Source organism: Sphingobacterium sp. T2, from assembly GCF_000814685.1.
GTDB classification, from domain to species: domain Bacteria; phylum Bacteroidota; class Bacteroidia; order Sphingobacteriales; family Sphingobacteriaceae; genus Sphingobacterium; species Sphingobacterium thermophilum.
Window position 1 is genome coordinate 1 of the sequence record NZ_JXAC01000075.1, and the last position, 16,985, is coordinate 16,985.

19 protein-coding genes and 2 pseudogenes are annotated in these 16,985 nt (G+C 42.5%); 17 read left to right on the forward strand and 4 right to left on the reverse strand.

The features are described from left to right. The 16 genes and pseudogenes from gcvP to SD31_RS05785 form a co-directional block, all read left to right on the forward strand. Window positions 1-1,607 (forward strand): annotated as a pseudogene (gene gcvP, locus SD31_RS05725) (aminomethyl-transferring glycine dehydrogenase); the annotation flags it as partial. 118 nt (window positions 1,608-1,725) lie between these two features. Further along, on the forward strand, window positions 1,726-2,742 hold the full coding sequence (locus tag SD31_RS05730) for a PorP/SprF family type IX secretion system membrane protein (RefSeq protein WP_039053425.1): 1,017 nt from the start codon (window positions 1,726-1,728) through the stop codon (window positions 2,740-2,742). Window positions 2,743-2,780: 38 nt separating this feature from the next. Further along, a complete protein-coding gene (locus SD31_RS05735) occupies window positions 2,781-3,491 on the forward strand; it encodes an SAM-dependent methyltransferase (RefSeq protein WP_039053426.1) in 711 nt (236 codons plus the stop codon). Window positions 3,492-3,509: 18 nt separating this feature from the next. Next, window positions 3,510-4,181 (forward strand): alpha/beta fold hydrolase, encoded by a 672-nt coding sequence (locus SD31_RS05740; RefSeq protein ID WP_052258702.1) that lies wholly within the window; start codon window positions 3,510-3,512, stop codon window positions 4,179-4,181. 76 nt (window positions 4,182-4,257) lie between these two features. Beyond that, complete coding sequence (locus tag SD31_RS05745) at window positions 4,258-4,716, forward strand: hypothetical protein (RefSeq protein WP_052258703.1); 459 nt, start codon at window positions 4,258-4,260, stop codon at window positions 4,714-4,716. 15 nt (window positions 4,717-4,731) lie between these two features. Then, on the forward strand, window positions 4,732-5,829 hold the full coding sequence (locus tag SD31_RS05750) for a Nif3-like dinuclear metal center hexameric protein (RefSeq protein ID WP_039053427.1): 1,098 nt from the start codon (window positions 4,732-4,734) through the stop codon (window positions 5,827-5,829). Further along, window positions 5,829-6,563, forward strand: a complete 735-nt coding sequence (locus SD31_RS05755) for a zinc ribbon domain-containing protein (protein WP_039053428.1) — start codon at window positions 5,829-5,831, stop codon at window positions 6,561-6,563. The genes SD31_RS05750 and SD31_RS05755 overlap by 1 nt, the downstream gene beginning before the upstream one ends. A 136-nt stretch (window positions 6,564-6,699) precedes the next feature. Continuing rightward, window positions 6,700-8,208: a hypothetical protein gene (locus SD31_RS18585; protein ID WP_231561223.1), complete on the forward strand. Its 1,509-nt coding sequence runs from the start codon at window positions 6,700-6,702 to the stop codon at window positions 8,206-8,208. Window positions 8,209-8,263: 55 nt separating this feature from the next. Further along, window positions 8,264-8,770 (forward strand): hypothetical protein, encoded by a 507-nt coding sequence (locus SD31_RS18590; protein ID WP_231561224.1) that lies wholly within the window; start codon window positions 8,264-8,266, stop codon window positions 8,768-8,770. Further along, complete coding sequence (locus SD31_RS18595) at window positions 8,725-9,984, forward strand: PDZ domain-containing protein (protein ID WP_231561225.1); 1,260 nt, start codon at window positions 8,725-8,727, stop codon at window positions 9,982-9,984. The genes SD31_RS18590 and SD31_RS18595 overlap by 46 nt, the downstream gene beginning before the upstream one ends. Window positions 9,985-10,045: 61 nt before the next feature. Next, window positions 10,046-10,960, forward strand: a complete 915-nt coding sequence (locus SD31_RS05765; RefSeq protein ID WP_039053429.1) for a CPBP family intramembrane glutamic endopeptidase — start codon at window positions 10,046-10,048, stop codon at window positions 10,958-10,960. Then, window positions 10,941-11,165, forward strand: a complete 225-nt coding sequence (locus tag SD31_RS05770) for a putative signal transducing protein (protein WP_039053430.1) — start codon at window positions 10,941-10,943, stop codon at window positions 11,163-11,165. Before SD31_RS05765 ends, SD31_RS05770 begins: the two co-directional genes overlap by 20 nt. Next, on the forward strand, window positions 11,155-11,439 hold the full coding sequence (locus tag SD31_RS18600) for a hypothetical protein (protein ID WP_231561226.1): 285 nt from the start codon (window positions 11,155-11,157) through the stop codon (window positions 11,437-11,439). The genes SD31_RS05770 and SD31_RS18600 overlap by 11 nt, the downstream gene beginning before the upstream one ends. After that, entirely contained in the window at window positions 11,393-11,956 is a 564-nt protein-coding gene (locus tag SD31_RS05775) for a phosphatidate cytidylyltransferase (RefSeq protein ID WP_231561227.1), read from the forward strand. Before SD31_RS18600 ends, SD31_RS05775 begins: the two co-directional genes overlap by 47 nt. Window positions 11,957-11,999: 43 nt before the next feature. Further along, a pseudogene (locus SD31_RS05780) lies at window positions 12,000-12,623 on the forward strand (DUF2461 domain-containing protein); the annotation flags it as partial. 25 nt (window positions 12,624-12,648) lie between these two features. Further along, on the forward strand, window positions 12,649-14,229 hold the full coding sequence (locus SD31_RS05785) for a calcineurin-like phosphoesterase C-terminal domain-containing protein (protein ID WP_039053431.1): 1,581 nt from the start codon (window positions 12,649-12,651) through the stop codon (window positions 14,227-14,229). On the opposite strand, the gene SD31_RS15955 is transcribed toward SD31_RS05785, so the two are convergent. Further along, window positions 14,134-15,423: an anhydro-N-acetylmuramic acid kinase gene (locus tag SD31_RS15955; protein ID WP_082021835.1), complete on the reverse strand. Its 1,290-nt coding sequence runs from the start codon at window positions 15,421-15,423 to the stop codon at window positions 14,134-14,136. The two genes, SD31_RS05785 and SD31_RS15955, sit on opposite strands and share 96 nt — an antisense overlap. Before the next feature lie 72 nt (window positions 15,424-15,495). Here SD31_RS15955 and gcvH point away from each other — a divergent pair, with 72 nt between their 5' ends. Further along, window positions 15,496-15,876, forward strand: coding sequence for a glycine cleavage system protein GcvH (gene gcvH, locus SD31_RS05790; protein ID WP_039053432.1), 381 nt, complete (start codon window positions 15,496-15,498; stop codon window positions 15,874-15,876). A 52-nt stretch (window positions 15,877-15,928) separates the two neighbouring features. Here the strand turns inward: gcvH and SD31_RS05795 are convergent, their stop codons facing one another. From SD31_RS05795 to SD31_RS21190, 3 genes are all read right to left on the reverse strand, one after another. After that, complete coding sequence (locus SD31_RS05795; protein WP_039053433.1) at window positions 15,929-16,243, reverse strand: DUF6263 family protein; 315 nt, start codon at window positions 16,241-16,243, stop codon at window positions 15,929-15,931. Window positions 16,244-16,253: 10 nt separating this feature from the next. Continuing rightward, window positions 16,254-16,682, reverse strand: a complete 429-nt coding sequence (locus tag SD31_RS05800; protein ID WP_039053434.1) for a hypothetical protein — start codon at window positions 16,680-16,682, stop codon at window positions 16,254-16,256. Between the two features lie 118 nt (window positions 16,683-16,800). After that, a complete protein-coding gene (locus tag SD31_RS21190) occupies window positions 16,801-16,983 on the reverse strand; it encodes an IS3 family transposase (RefSeq protein ID WP_082021836.1) in 183 nt (60 codons plus the stop codon). Window positions 16,984-16,985 lie beyond the last annotated feature (2 nt).

Consider the following 16,985-nt stretch of genomic DNA (forward strand, 5'->3'; position numbering starts at 1 on the left):
GTACCAAGATATTCAGACTATTGTTAAGGTTTTTGCCAAAATCAAGGAAAAACTTAGGAATGGAATTTGGATTGGGAAAAGCTTAGAAGTAAAAAGGAAGTTAGGGAATTACCTCGATCCCTGCGGAATTGATTCGTACTTCTTCTTATCTGACACACCCTGTCTTCAACTCGTACCATTCGGAGCACGAGATGTTGCGTTACATCAAATCTTTAGAAGCCAAAGATTTGTCGTTGTGTCATTCTATGATTCCTTTGGGATCATGTACTATGAAGCTGAACGCCACTACGGAAATGGTTCCTGTAACATGGGCACGTTTCGGAAGGTTGCATCCTTTTGCTCCGGTAGATCAGGTGTCGGGTTACATGCAGCTTATCAATGAGTTGAACGACTGGTTGTGTGAAATCACTGGCTTTGCTAAGATGTCTTTCCAGCCCAACTCGGGAGCACAAGGAGAATATACAGGGTTGATGGTGATCCGTGCGTATCACGAAAGCCGTGGAGAAGGTCACCGTAACGTATGTTTGATTCCTGCTTCAGCTCACGGAACAAACCCAGCTTCGGCCTCTATGGCAGGATTGAAGGTAGTGGTTGTAAAGACAGATGATAAAGGTAATATCGATGTGGAGGATTTGAAAGCTAAAGCTGCAGAGCATGCTGCCAACCTTAACTCATTGATGGTTACTTATCCATCTACTCACGGCGTATTTGAAGAGTCTATTATAGAAATCTGTAATATCATCCATGAAAATGGCGGTCAGGTGTATATGGACGGTGCCAATATGAATGCACAGGTAGGTCTTACCTGTCCAGGATTTATCGGTGCCGATGTATGTCACCTGAACCTACATAAGACGTTCTGTATCCCTCATGGTGGTGGTGGTCCTGGTATGGGTCCTATAGGCGTGGCTGAGCATCTTGTTCCTTTCTTGCCAAACCATGCCGTGGTTAACGTTTCTTCGGAACAAGGAATCACAGCGGTGTCGGCAGCTCCTTTCGGTTCTGCATCTATTCTGTTGATTTCGCATGCCTACATTGCTTTGATGGGCGCAGAAGGACTTACAGAAGCAACAAAAACAGCGATTTTGAATGCTAACTATATCAAAGCGCGCTTGGAGCAGCATTATCCTGTATTGTATGCAGGAGCAAACGGACGTTGTGCACATGAGATGATTTTGGATTGTAGGGCATTCAAAAATGTAGGTATCGAAGTGGCTGACATTGCTAAGCGTCTTATGGATTACGGCTTCCATGCGCCTACAGTTTCATTCCCTGTGGCCGGAACATTGATGATAGAACCTACAGAGTCTGAATCCAAAGCCGAATTAGATCGATTCTGTGATGCCTTAATCGCTATCCGCCAAGAAATCGCGGCCGTAGAAGCCGGAGAGGTAGATCAGAAAAACAATGTATTGAAAAATGCACCACATACGGCAGCGGTAGTTTCTGCGGACGAGTGGGATCGTCCTTACTCACGCCAGTTGGCGGCTTATCCACTTCCTTATTTGAAGGTTAACAAATTCTGGCCGTCGGTAGGTCGTGTGAATGAATCTCAGGGAGACCGTATGCTGATCTGTTCGTGTCCTCCTGTAGAAGCTTATGCATAAAAGTAAAAGCCATTCATACACGAAGCGGCAGTATCTTGATACTGCCGCTTTTGTTTGTTACCAATCTTGCTGTAATAATAGTATATTTGATAGTATATCAATTATAAACTAAGTATTCATGAGATTTTTGGGGCTGGCGGTTTGTGGCATTCTTGTTTTGTTATCCTTTCCAAAGTCGGGAAATGGACAACAGTATATTCCTTTTGCACAACATGTATTTAATGCCTCAAGTGTTAACCCTGCATATTCAGGGTATAAGGAAGATTGGTACGGACAGGTGGGATTGAGAAGCCAGTGGACTTCCGTGAAGGGTGCACCACGGTCGGGTTACCTATCGGTAGATGGCATTCTGGATAGAGAATATAAGCGGCATGGAGCAGGGGTAGTGTTAAGCTACGATAAGATAGGTGTACAATCGGCATCGTCTTTTTTTGTGAATTATGCTCTACGCCTGCAGGTTGATGCCGAAGATTCCCAAAGGCTAAGTCTGGGCTTCGCAGGAGGATGGACACAATATAGTCTTAATGGTCGGGAATTAACCTATATAGATGAAGAAGATCCATATGTTCCGCAAGGAATTATCACAACATGGAGACCCGACATTCGGCTAGGAGCGTTCTATTATAGTCCATCGTGGTATGTTGGTATAGCGGTGTATGACCTCTTTTCTGATGCTGACAGCAGAGAGGACTTTGTGTTCAATCAAAATTCTTTAGAAGGGCTGTATAGGAATACGCACGCCTATTTTATGGTGGGAGCAGCCCTTCCTATGTATGCGGGGTGGGTGTTCAGACCCAGTTTGTTGATAAAAGATGACTTGGAGACCCCTACGTCCTTAGATGTCAACGTTATGGCCATTTTTGATGAGAAATTTTGGGTGGGCATGGCATATCGTACAAGAACCAAACTCTTCGGTCGTAATTACAGTGAAGAGACTTTATCGAAGTTCAGCACATTCCGTTCTATAGCTTTGTTGTCGCAGTTTCATACCCCTTCGAAGCTGCGGATAGGTTATTCTTTTGAATACAATCTTAACAGGATTGCGGGGATGAATGGCGGGACACATGAGCTTTCCATTGGAGTTCCTTTTGGACATACTAAAGCCACACCTTTTACCAAACCCAAATATTTTTAACCCTCATTTGTCGATATTTCTTTTTAGGTTTGCATATTATGCAAAAAGGCAAACTTTATTTAATTCCGGTGCCCTTGGCAGAAGGGGCGGAGAAACTGTCCTATACGCTTATTCACCATGACATCATCAATAAGATTGACGAATATGTTGTAGAGAATGAGAAGACGGCACGTAAGTTTTTGAAAGCTGCGGGCTTGGCCATCCCTCAAAGCCAGCTTATCCTGCATGACTATGGAAAGCATGTCCGTGAGGGGGTGGATTATAATAAAGTTTTTGCCAACGTGTTGAAAGGTAAAGATTTAGGCCTTATGTCGGAAGCCGGATGTCCTGCTGTAGCAGATCCGGGAGCAGAGGTGGTTATGGAGGCCCATCGCCGGGGGATACAGGTAATTCCTTTGGTGGGACCCAGTTCTATTCTGCTTGCTTTGATGGCTTCAGGCTTCAATGGACAAAAATTCACTTTCCATGGATATCTGCCTATCGATAAGGGGGAACGAACACGTAAAATCAAGGAACTCGAGGTACAAAGCATGAGAGAAAGGATGACGCAGATATTCATTGAAACACCCTTCCGAAACAATCAACTGTTAGCGGAGCTCTTGCGTGTGGCCAAGCCTTCTACCAAATTGTGTGTGGCAGCCAACCTTACCGCTCCCAATCAAACTATCTTAACAAAGACGGTAGCAGAATGGAAAAGTAGTACTGTCGATTTACATAAGATTCCGGCGATATTTTTATTGTTTGCATAAGTATTTGTATTTTTATTTATGCGTTTAAAATATTTTCTTACCCTGGTGTTGATGATTGTAACCTTGGGAGGGGCTCAGGGACAGTCTACCTATGTTATCGTGCATGGCGCATGGGGTGGCGCCTGGCAGTTCAAGAAAACTGCGCAGCAACTGCAAGCAGCAGGGCAGGTGGTGTACAGACCAACCTTGACAGGGCTTGGCGAAAGACATCACCTTTATACGGAGTCTGTAGATCTTAAAACACACATTAAAGATGTGGTAAATACCATTCTTTTTGAAGATCTCAAAGAGGTAATCCTCGTGGGACACAGCTATGGCGGTATGGTGGTGACCGGGGTGGCGGACAGCATCCCTGAAAGGATAAAAAAGATAGTATATCTGGACGCTGTTGTTCCTGGCGAAGGGCAGTCATTAGTGCAGAGCATGGGCATGGATGAATCCAATACCCAGCGTTCCCTTGCCATAGAAGGAGGTAGAGTCGTTCCAGCTTGGGTTAGGGATACGACAAAAACACCACGCGATGTGCCTCATCCCCTGGCAAGTTTCATTCAGCCGCTGAACTTTTCGATGGACAGACTTTCTAAACTTCCCATAACATATGTTTTCACTTACGAATCCGATAAGGGAGGTAAAGAAAAAGAACGAATTTATCGTTTTATCAGAAGGCAAAAGAAAGAAACTGGAAAATAGTGGAGTTGGAAGCTTCCCATAATCCGCAGATTGATAAGCTTAATGAGTTAGTAGCTATATTGTTAGAAGAGAAGTAATGGAAGAGATACTCAATAGTCCCGAATTTCAAGCTATATTACCTTACGCTCCTTACATTTTTTTGGCTTTTGTGATAAGATTGGTGCTGCTAATTCTTTTCTGCATGATGGCAGATTCGACATTGCAGCTGATTAAAGAAGAAAACCGATGTCTTGCTCGTGGGCAGGTGTGGTTTCTGTTGCTCCCCTTTTTCAATATATATTGGAATTTCGTGGTAGTAAGGAGACTTACGGATTCGTTGAACAATGAATTTTACGACAGAAAGCAGGCAGTAGAAGAGAATCCGACCCAGAAGATGGGTTTTTTCTTTGCTGGCACGTTTTTAGTTTACAATTTTCCGCTACCCATGTTCATTGGGTTTGTGCTTTTTATCTTAAACATGGTCGCTCTTTTTCTTTATTTCCTTAAAGTAAAAGAACATCGCGAACTGTTGAGAAATGGTGTAGAAGAAGGATAAGTTAAAGTAGATTGCATGAAGATAAAAGATATAACATCCTATCTGGAGAATGTTGCGCCTTTAGCCTATCAAGAGTCGTATGACAACTCGGGCTTAATCGTAGGAAATCCAGACGATGAGGTAAATAAGGTTTTGATTTCGTTGGACTGTACGGAGGAAGTGGTAGATGAAGCCATCCGCAAGGGATGTAATCTTATCATTTCTCATCACCCTATAGTATTCAAAGGATTGAAGAGATTCAACAACAGAACCTATGTAGAGCGCACGGTTATTAAAGCTATAAAAAACGATATCGCGCTGTATGCTATCCATACTAATCTGGATAATGTCTTAGGTGGAGTAAACACAAAGATTGCCGAAAAGCTAGGGCTTTTAAATGCAGCTATTTTGAGCCCCAAATCAGGCATTATGAAGAAGCTGACCGTATATGTTCCACGTGCAAACGTGGAGGATGTGCGTCAGGCGCTCTTCGAAGCAGGGGCCGGCAGTATTGGTGATTACGATCAGTGCAGTTACAATACAGCGGGCTATGGAACCTTTAGACCATTGGCGGGCGCGAATCCCGCAATAGGAGAGGTGGGTACTCAGGAGCGTGTCGAAGAGACTAAAATTGAGGTAGTTTTTCCACAACATATCGAACGTAAAGTTGTGGTGTCCATGTTGGCGGCTCACCCTTATGAGGAGGTAGCCTACAATATCGTTACGCTGGACAATAAATTACAATATGTGGGAGCCGGCGTGATCGGAAACTTAGAGACAGCGATGGATGCACAAGATTTCTTGGCTTACCTGAAGCAGAAGCTCAACCTTAATGTCATACGCCACACCAAGCTGCTGAACAAAAAAATAAGCCGCGTAGCTGTATGTGGTGGAGCTGGAGGCTTTCTTCTGGGAGAGGCCAAACGTTCTGGCGCCGACATTTTCATAACGGCAGACTACAAATATCACGAGTTCTTCGACGCAGAAGATGATATTATCATTGCCGATATAGGACACTTTGAGTCAGAACAATTTACACAAGAATTATTATTGGATATAATTCGGAAAAAATTTGTTAACTTTGCTGTCCTATTGACAGAGATAGATACAAATCCAATAAAATACTACAGTTAATGGAACAAACCGTAGAACAAAAATTAAAAGCGTTGTGGGCATTACAATCGATCCACACCAAAATAGATAAAATCCGTCAAGTACGTGGCGAATTGCCTGTGGAAGTAGCTGACCTAGAAGACGAAATTGCTGGGTTAGAAACTCGTCTTGGTAAAATCAGAACGGAATTAGATGATTTAGAAGATTCAATTGTGAAGCGTAGAAATATGATCAAAGACGCTCAGGCGGCGATCAAAAAATACGAAGCACAGTTGAACGAGGTTAAAAATAACCGTGAGTATGATGCTATTTCAAAAGAAATAGAAATCCAGGGTCTTGAAATTCAGGTGTGTGAAAAACGTATCCGTGAAGCAGAATTCGAGATCAAAAACAAGACTGAAGCTTACGAAAAGACACAAAGCAACTTAGAGTTCGCTCAAAAAGAATTGGAAGTCAAAAAGCAAGAGTTAGAGACTATCACTGCTGAGACTAAAATCGAAGAAGATGCTTTGTTGCAAAAAGCGGAGGAAGCAAGCAAAAATATTGAAGAGCGTTTGTTCAAAGTTTACAACAAGCTTCGCGGTTCGTTTCGTAACGGTTTGGCGGTTGTTTCTATCGAGCGTGATAGCTGCTCTGGCTGTCACAACAAAATCCCAGCACAGATGCAGTCTGAAATCCGTCTGCGCAAGAAGATGATTATCTGTGAGCACTGCGGTCGCATCATTGTGGATGAGGAGATTGCTTCAGAAGAGTAATTTTGTAGTATTTCAATATGAAGAGAGGTAAAGCTGATGCTTTACCTCTTTTTTTTGCAACAAGTTAGATATAAAGTGCTGCTTATTTATGAATAGTTCTATCTTTGAAATAGACTAACCCTTTTATTCAAAATTTATGATTAATAAGTTTTCTGCAGTTTTACTGTTATCATTGGCCTGTACCCAATTTACTGCAAAGGCACAAGAAGAAACATTATTGCTTCGTAGTCCTAGTATCAGTGACTCTCATATTACTTTTGTCTATGGGGGAGATATTTGGATTGCGGATAAAAATGGAAACAATCCGCGAAGGCTTACCACAAACCCCGGTGTGGAGATGAACCCTATCTTCTCTCCCGATGGGAAGCAGATTGCCTTCACCGGTAACTACGACGGCAATACGGATATATACACCATCCCACTATATGGAGGAGAGCCTAAAAGAATAACATTCCATCCTTCGGCAGAAATTATGCGAGGATGGTTGAACAACAATGAAGTGTATTTCTCCGCAACAAGAGATTATCAATATGCTTTCGGATCAAGGCTGTATAAGACCAATACCAAAGCACCGGTGGATGCGCCTTTGATGATGCCGGAAGCATACCAAGGTTCCCCATCGCCGGACGGCAGATATTGGGCATATATCAAAAATACAGACCCAACCGAAAGAGAGAGAGTAGCATTCAAGCGCTATCGTGGAGGAGGCATGGCCTCCATTTGGATTTTTGATACACAAACCAAAGAGGTAGAAATCATTCCGGGAGAGCGTTGTAACGACGTGAAGCCTGTATGGCTAGGGAATAAAGTGTATTTCTTGTCGGACCGCGATAAGATTGTAAACATTTTCAGCTATGATGTCAAGACAAAGAAGATAGAAAAGCTGACTAATTACAAAGATTACGATGTTCGTACCTTGCAAGGACGCGGCAATGAATTGGCTTTCGAGCAGGGAGGAAGATTACACATTTTGGATGTCAACAACAAAAAAGTGAATAGTCTTAAGATTTCCTTAGGAGCAGATCCACTTTATAAACGATCCAAATATGTGGAGATGAACGAAGATATCCGAGGATATAATATCTCTCCTACAGGGCAGAGAGCACTCTTTGAAGCACGTGGAGAAATTATTTCTGTGCCAAAAGAAAAAGGTGAAGCTCGCAACATCTCTAGAGGTCCGGGAAGCCATGAGAAATATCCTTCCTGGTCCCCTAACGGCAAATGGATTTCTTACCTATCGGATGCACGAGGTAAGTATGAGTTGGTGCTTCGTGACCAAAAGGCCATGGATGAGCCAACGTACATAGACTTAGGAAAGGACTATTTCTATTTCGAGCCTATGTGGTCTCCGGACAGCAAGAAGTTGGTGTACTGTGATGCCCACCTTAATCTGTACTATGTTGATGTAAACACAAAGAAGGTTGTTCTTATAGACTCGGATAAGTTGGCTTCCGCCACAGGTCGTGTGGGCAACAGATTTATGCCTTCATGGTCTTTTGATTCGGATTGGATAGCCTACGTAAAGACATTAAACAACGGCGTTACAGCAGTCTTTATGTATAATCTGACCACTAAAACATCGCATCAGATTACGGATGGCATGTCCTATGTGTCACAGCCTACCTTCAGTCGAGACGGAAAATAATCTCTTTTTACTACGGCTAGGTACAAATGTAGGCTTGTCCAATTCAGGGTTGCATATGTCGGCTTACGAGAGAAATCCTTCGTTCAGCGTGTATGCTTTTGTGCTTTCAAAGAATACACCTGGATTTTTGAAAGATCAAAGTGATGAAGAGGAGGTAAAAGAAGAAACAAAAAAAGATAACCCTAAAAAAGAGGAACCTAAAGATGATAAAAAGTTGGCGGGTAAAAAGACCGAAACACCAGACAAACCTAAAGACAAAAAGCTAGAAGTAGACTTTGACAACATAAACCGTAGAATTATTGCTTTGCCGTTGAGAGCAGGTAATTACGTATTGAACGGTAACGTGGAGAATATGTTGATCTACCTTCGCAACGGATCTATCAATGCTTACGACCTAGAAAAGGGCGAAGAAAAGGTGTTGGTGGAAAGAGCCTTTTCTTTTGTAATCAGTGCCGATGGTAAGAAGATGATGTACAGGCTGGTGAGGATTTCTACATTGTCAATGCGGGGCAGAAAGTGGCGCCGGGAACAGCAAAACTTAACATCAGCAACGTGCCAATAGAAGTAGATCCGGCAGCAGAATGGAAACAGATCTTCAATGAGGTGTGGGCCATGCAGAAAGAATATTTCTATGTGGAAAATATGCATGGTGCCGACTGGAAAGCAGTGAAAGCCAAATATGAAAAATTCCTTCCGTATGTCAACCACCGTTCGGACTTGAGCTATCTGCTTAACGAGATGATGGGCGAGTTGGTCGTAGGACATGCTTATATCTACCCAGGAGATCAGCCGTCCACTCCTTCGGTGCGTACAGGTACACTGGGAGCCGATTTGGAATATGTGAACGGCATGTACAAGATTAATAAAATCTATACTCCGTTGGATTGGAATCCTTCTTTGAAAGCGCCTCTTGCTATACCGGGCATGAACGTGGAAGAAGGTCAATATATCGTTGCGGTGGACGGAATTAAGCTGTCTCCGGAAGTGAACCTTTACAAACTATTGGAAAATAAGGTCAACAAGCAGGTGGTCTTGAAAATCAATAGCAAGCCGGCGTTGGAAGGGGCTAGAGATGTCGTGGTAAAACCTATTACGTTTGAGCAGGAACTTTCTTTGCGTCAGATGGACAAAATAGAAAATAACCGCAAGAAGGTGGATGCATTAAGCAACGGCCAGATTGCCTATGTATATCTTCCTAACACCGGTCAGGAAGGATATACCAACTTTAACCGTTATTATTTTGCTCAGATGGACAAGAAGGCCTTGCTTATCGATGAGCGTAACAATGGAGGAGGCTCCGTGGCTGACTATGTCATCGACCTGTTGTCGAGAGAGCTTATAGCTGGATGGGCAATACGTGATGGAAAACCTTTCACCACTCCTGGAAATGGTATTTACGGCCCTAAAGCGATGATTATCAATGAAAATGCGGGTTCCGGAGGCGATATGTTGCCTTATATGTTCCGTTTCAAAGGATTAGGAAAGTTGGTGGGACGTACCACTATGGGTATCCTTGTCGGAATCTCGGGATATCCTCGTCTGTTGGACGGAGGACGTATCACCTCGCCAAACTTCGGTATTTTCGACCTTAACGGAAAGTACATCATAGAAAATGAAGGGGTAGCTCCGGATGTTTTTGTAGAGCAGATGCCTAAAGATCTGCTGGAGGGAAGAGATCCTCAGCTGGAAAAAACCGTAGAAATTCTATTGCAGGAAATGAAAACCTATCCTTATAAAGAAATTAAAAAGCCTGCCGATCCGGTTCGTGTAAACTAACACTCATGATAAAGGGGCCTTTAGGTCCCTTTTTTTTGACAATTATTAATAACTTTATCGAATGAAAGAAACACCGCTGCAAATACGTAGTCCTTGGCAATCACTGGTCCATCTGCTATTATTGACTTTCGTATGGAGTATTGGTATTCAGGTTTTGGCTATAGTGGTAGGATCTCTTTCGGGAGGAGGCCTGTTTGATGGGGGGAATCTGTTGGATCAATCTCCTTTTTTCAGATATCTCATCTTAGCGGCTGGTACTTTCGGAACTTTTTACCTTCCATCGGTATTACTGCAGAAAAGAGAGCCTTATAACGACTATTTTCCCTATGAAAATAAGAGTGTTGTGTTGTTGTGTATTTTAGGGGTAGCAATGCTTGTGGCTGTTGGTCCTGTTATGGAACGTATAGGGGAGTGGAATGCTCACATGTCGTTGCCTGAAAGCTGGAAGGGTATAGAAGAATGGATGCGTCAACAGGAAGATGCTGCCAATGAGGTGGTCAAGAAAGTTGCCATGGTAGACAATATAGGCTTTTTATTTCTCAACCTTATTGTTCTTGCCGTATTGCCTGCCATAGCTGAGGAATACTACTTTCGTGGTGTGCTGATGCATATCATCCTACGTATTGCAAAGAACGGACATGTTGCGGTGTGGCTTACAGCCATTATTTTCAGCGCTATACATGTTCAATTTTTCGGGTTCTTCCCCCGAATGATATTGGGCGTGTTATTCGGTTATATGTTGCTTTGGTCAAGAAATATGTGGGTTCCTATAGTTGCCCATTTTGTCAATAACGCCGCGGTAACGATTTTAGCTTATTATTATACCGTGCAGGGAAAAACTTTCGAAGAGCTGCAGTCTTTTACGGATTACCCATTATGGATGTATGGGGGGAGTATCGTGCTTACCATTATGGTGGTAGTATTATTTTACAATAAGACAAAAAATCAACAAGAATATGGAGAACGGATGGGTTAAGATTAGAACCTATACGAAGGCCTATGAGGCTGAAATCGTGAAACAGATGCTGGAAGAAAACGGTATTGCCGCCGTAATTCTTAACAAACAGGATTCTTCCTATCTGTTTGGAAAGATAGAGTTATATGTGAAGCAAGAGGAAGAGACTTTTGCCAATGTATTGATAAATAGTGGTATAGATACGGAGGAAGATCATGTTAACTAGAGCGATTACGGGATTCTTTTTTATTGTAGTGCTGATAGGAGCTCTACTATTGGGCGAGGTAGTGTTTACGGTGTTCTACAGCTTGGTAGGGTTGGGAGCTCTTTACGAGTTTTATGGCATTGTGAGGTCCGAGGAGAATAAACCACTATCCGTATTGGGCTTGATTTCGGCGATAGTCCTTTCCGCATTGATAGGTTGGCATTGTATAGGCAATATGCCTTTCAAATATGTATGGTTGTTTATCCCTACATTCTCCATTCATTTTTATATGTAGCCTTTATCAGAAGAGAAGACTGCCATTCAACGATATAGGATATACACTTTTAGGCATTATTTACGCCTGTATTCCTTTCTTGTTTTTTGTGGCGTTGGGCTTTATCACTGGAGCTTTTAACCCATATATTCCTTTGGGATTTTTGATTATACTTTGGTCGAATGATACGGGAGCTTATTTGGCGGGACGAAGTTTCGGCAGGACAAAGCTCTTCGAACGTATATCGCCCAACAAAACTTGGGAAGGGTTTGTGGGAGGAGTGCTTTTGGCTATAGTAGTATCCCTAAATTTAGAGCAGTATTTTGGCACTTTGCAGAGGTGGGAATGGATGTGTGTGGCCGTCATCATCGGTGTGTTCGGCACCTTGGGAGACCTTGTAGAGTCTATGCTTAAGCGCAGCCTTGGCGTGAAAGATTCGGGAAATATTCTACCGGGGCATGGAGGCCTCTTGGATCGCTTTGATGGTCTGTTGATGGCAGCACCTTTAGTGTTTTTGTTCTTATTAATGGTTCGATAGCTATGCAGATTTCAACATCTACTTTTGATGTTTTTGTAGAGCTCTCAAGGAAAATAACAATAGGGAGTGGTTCAACGCCCATAAGGCAGAATATGAAAAGTCTTACGACAACATGCTAAACTTCGTTCAGGCTCTTATACAAAAGCTGTCTACCTTCGACCCACACATACTGGATAGCATCTCGGCGAAACAATGTCTCTTTAGAATATATAGAGATGTTCGTTTTTCGAAAGATAAATCACCCTATAAGACGTGGCTTGCTGCAGGAATTTCTATAGATGGACGTAAACTCGATGGTCCTGAATACTATATACATTTTGAGCCGGACAATTCTTTTCTTGCTGTAGGCTATTGGAGACCAAAGAAGGAGCATCTGGACAAAATACGGCAAGAGATAGATTATAACCTAGAAGCCTTTGAGGAGGCGCTGAAAGAAGGAGGTTGGTCGGATCAGGATTTGTCGCAGGAAGACAAACTTGTAAGGGCTCCGGCAGGTTATGAAGAGAACAATCCCGCTATCGAATATTTGAAGCTGAAAAGCTTCATTATCTATAAGCCTCTATCCGATAGGGAGGTGTTGAAGCCTTTTGCCCTGGAAGATATAGTAAGCATTTTTCAGCGGACCATACATTTTAAAAACTTCCTACATGAAGCAATAGAATACTAACCTTAATCAACAAATCTACTATATTATGAGAACATCCATTATCAAACACTTTTTACTGGGGGGATTACTTTTCTTCTCCTTGGAGACCTTTGCCCAGCAGATGGCTAAAGGCGTGGTGTACGAAGACTTAAACCGAAACGGCAAACGTGATAAAAAGGAAAGGGTATTGCCAAATGTTGCGGTATCTAATGGTCGTGATGTAGTTTTGACCAATCAAAAGGGAGAATATAGCTTGCCTGTGGGCGACAATACGATTCTTTTTGTCATCAAGCCCTCAGGATATATGACTCCTGTGGACAGTAACAACCTCCCTAAATTTTACTATATCCACAACCCTAAAGGAGCGCAGAACACGAAATATAAAGGGGTAGCACCTACAGGTGCCCTCCCTAAATCGATAGACTTTGCTCTTTACCCTGAGCAGGAAAAGGAGGAATATAAGATTCTGGTTTTTGGAGATCCTCAGGTGTATAACCTCAACGAGGTGGAATACCTTAAGCGCGGTGTGGTAGAAGAATTGAGGGGTGTCAAGGACTATGAGTTCGGTATCAGCTTAGGCGATTTGGTGGGAAATAATCCGGATTTATTCCAGCCGTATATACAGGTGATGAAAGAAATAGGCTTGCCATGGTATAATGTTATGGGCAATCACGACATTAATTTCGACGTGCCACATGACTCGCTTTCTGATGCCAGTTTCAAAGCTCATTTCGGACCGAATAATTATTCCTTCAACAAGGGTAAGGTTCATTTCATCATTTTGGATGACGTATTCTACCACGGTGAGGGCGCTCCGCGCCAGTATGAAGGAGGACTTCGCGAAGACCAGCTGGAGTTCATCGAAAACGACTTAAAATATGTGCCAAAAGATTATCTAATAGTTATCTGCGCTCATATTCCTTTTGTGAATCACGGTAAGCATACTGTTCGAGAAAAGGACAACCTCCGTCTGTTCAAGGCATTGAAAGATTTTCCATATACATTCTCTATGTCTGCTCATACCCATTATCAGACACAGATATTTATCGATAAGGAGTTGGGATGGCAGCAGGATAAACCACATCATCACTATAACGTGGCGACGACAAGTGGCAACTGGTATTCCGGAGAGCCTGATTCGCGCGGCGTACCTCCGGCAACGATGGCCGACGGAACGAAGAAGGGGTACGGTGTGGTAACCTTCAAGGGCAATCAATATGAGGTAGACTACTATGTCAGTGGTGCTCCGAAAGACTTTAAGATGGATGTCTTCTTGCCTAAGGTTGTTGAGAAGAAGAAAAACTCTAGGGCAAGTATGTATGTCAACTACTATCTGGGAGGAGCAAAGGATACTATAGACTATCGTGTTGATGGCGGTCAGTGGGTATTGATGAAGAGGACCGAAACGTTTGATCCACATCTGTTGATGGAAGTGCTTAGATGGGATACTTCCGACAAGCTGTTGAAAGGTACCCGTCCGTCAGATCCAAATCTAAGCACTCACATATGGAAAGCTGCCGTACCATCAAACCTAAGTGTAGGTAAGCATACCATAGAGTTTCGTGTGCGAGATATGTTTGGTCGCACCTTTACTACCACACGAGAATTTGAGATAGCAAAACACTAATAAGGAAGGCTTATTTTTCCCATTACATACGGCGGGCGAGTCTTTGATGTTTCTTACATTGGAGGGCTCGCCCGCTACCGTTTCGTTGGCTAGCACGGCAAAAAGGCAGGCCTCCTTAGCATCCGGATTCATGTCTATGGCAGCCATAGAACTTATCTTGATATCCGGGAGGAATGATTGAATATTTTTCATCAGTAAGGGATTGTGCAGACCTCCACCACTGATGTATACTGCTACCTTATCCAAGTGTCGGGCTACCCGTTTAATTCCTTCGGCAATAGCTTTGGCAGAGAAGGCATTCAGTGTTGCTAAGATATCTTCTTTAGGGATGTCTGTAGTGTGGGATTGTTGTTGTTTCCTTTCTAGGTAAGTGAGGTTGAATAGCTCTGGTCCCGTAGTCTTAGGAAAGTTTAGCGTAAGAAATTCTTCTTGCATAAGGGCGTCCAATAGCGCTTTGTTAACTTGCCCTTGGGAAGCGAGATAGGCATCTCTGTCCATTTCAAGACCGAAATGCTTGTTGCAAAACTGGTTCATCATGGTATTTCCGGGTCCTAAGTCAGTGGCAAATGCCTGAAGCGAAGAGCCTGCCTTTGGCAAGAAAGTGAAGTTGGATATTCCTCCGATATTCAAAAGAAAACGGTTTTCCTGTACGTCGGTAAAAAGTAAGTAGTCGCCATAGGCTGCCAAGGGTGCTCCTTCGCCACCTGCAGCTACATGTTTTTGACGAAAGTCGGCCACGGTTATTATTCCTGTTTTCACTGCAATATGGTCGGCATCACCAATTTGTAGGGTACTGTTTGGCAGAGCGATATCTTTTGTTAGACTCTGGGGAGCATGATATACTGTCTGGCCGTGGCTGGCGATAAGGTCTATGTCCTCATTATTTATATTCCACTTAGCTAAGGTTTGATTTATAAGGTCAGCATGTACATGCCCTATATAGGCATTTATTCCGCATAGAGCCTGTTGGCTGATTGTATCTTTGGCAAATATGCTGCGTATTCTGTTTCGGAATTCTTCCGTATAGGGTGCCGTCTCGAAATTCAGCAGCTCCAGCTTAGTATTTATGCCGGCATTATGAATTCGGCAGAGGGCTATGTCTAGACCATCCAGAGAGGTGCCCGACATCAACCCCAAAATAAGTCTTGATGGCTGTTTACTAATATGGTAAAGCTTTTCTATTTGTGAATTCATAAGGCTAAAAATACGGACAATCTCTTTGCTTATGTCAAAGAATAATCATATTTTTGGAAAAAACGTATAATAATGAATTTTCCAGCAGATTTAAGATACACGAAAGATCATGAATGGATTCGTGTAGAAGGTGACGAAGCTGTGGTGGGTATCACAGACTTTGCGCAACGCGAATTAGGTGACATCGTATTTGTTGATATCAATACTTTAGATCAAGAGGTTGATGCTAACGAAGTATTCGGTACTGTAGAAGCCGTTAAAACTGTGTCAGACTTATTTATGCCGGCAAAATCTACAGTTATCGCCGTAAATGAAGCTATCGACGCCTCTCCGGAGTTGATCAACACAGATCCTTATGGAGAAGGATGGATTATCCGTGTCAAATTAGATAATCCAGCAGATATTGAAGGCTTGTTGACTGCAGACCAATATAAAGCAGAAATTAACGCCTAATAAAAATACTAGTTAAGAAAAATCTCAGCATATGTGCTGAGATTTTTTTGTTTTATAGCTTCTTAAGCTCCATAGAGGTTTTCAGCTTGGCTCCCGAAACTTCTAAATCCGTTTCAGATTGCGTATAGATGGTAAGAAGAGTCTTCGGATCCGAAATGGTATATCCTTTTGTCTCTCCCACGGTTTTCCCTTCATTATCTATTACAGAGCCCGAAATATTGAATTTATAGCCTTGATTGTTTTTTTCCACGAAAGTGTATGTGGTCTTTGCTACGGCGTTGAATTCTGGTAGCTCATTTTCTTCGGTCCATGATTCTCCCGGAGCAATAGCATAGTCCGGATATTGGGTTGTAAACATCTTCTCCATAGTTTGTTTGTCAAATATGGCTCCTTGTGCTTCCGGAGCGTCTATGGAAAGAGTTTTTCCGAAATCGGTTGATTTTTGAGGTTATGGGCTTTTCCAATACCGGCTTTATCTGCTGTGCTAAGGCTTGTTCTGCAGGTCCATTGGGTTCCTTGCTAGAATCATATGACATGCTTACTAATCCTGCATTCATGTCCATGGTGATTTTATCGAATGTGGAAGTGATGGTCAACTCGTCAGCTGTAGCCTCTGTGGCGGTCATGCTATACGTTGAAATAATGTCCATAATCATCATCTGTTCGGCCTGAATGTCCATTTTCATCACCATCTCATATTTGACAGGTTGGTTCAATTCAGGGGTAAGTTTGAACAGAATTTTTTGCTGTGCAAAGATAAGCGAGGTTGCGAAACCTAAGATTAAGGTTAAGGTAAGTCTTTTCATAATGTAAAGTTTTTTAATTTAAAGTATCAAATTCGCTGCCAAAATTATGATGCACAGACGGAGAAATAAAAAGAGGCTTGTTTTGAAGTGCACCCTAAAAGTTGGACAAAGTTAAAAATTAATTGTCTATGTGATGAGCTCGATATTTTATCGGGCTCATTCCTTTTAGATTGAGTTTTATTCGATCGTTGTTATAGTATTCAATGTAGTTCTTTATATCCCGTTTAAGTTCATCGATTTCATGGTCCTTTTTGAGATAGAATAGTTCAGATTTTATAATACCGAAGAAGTTCTCAATAATGG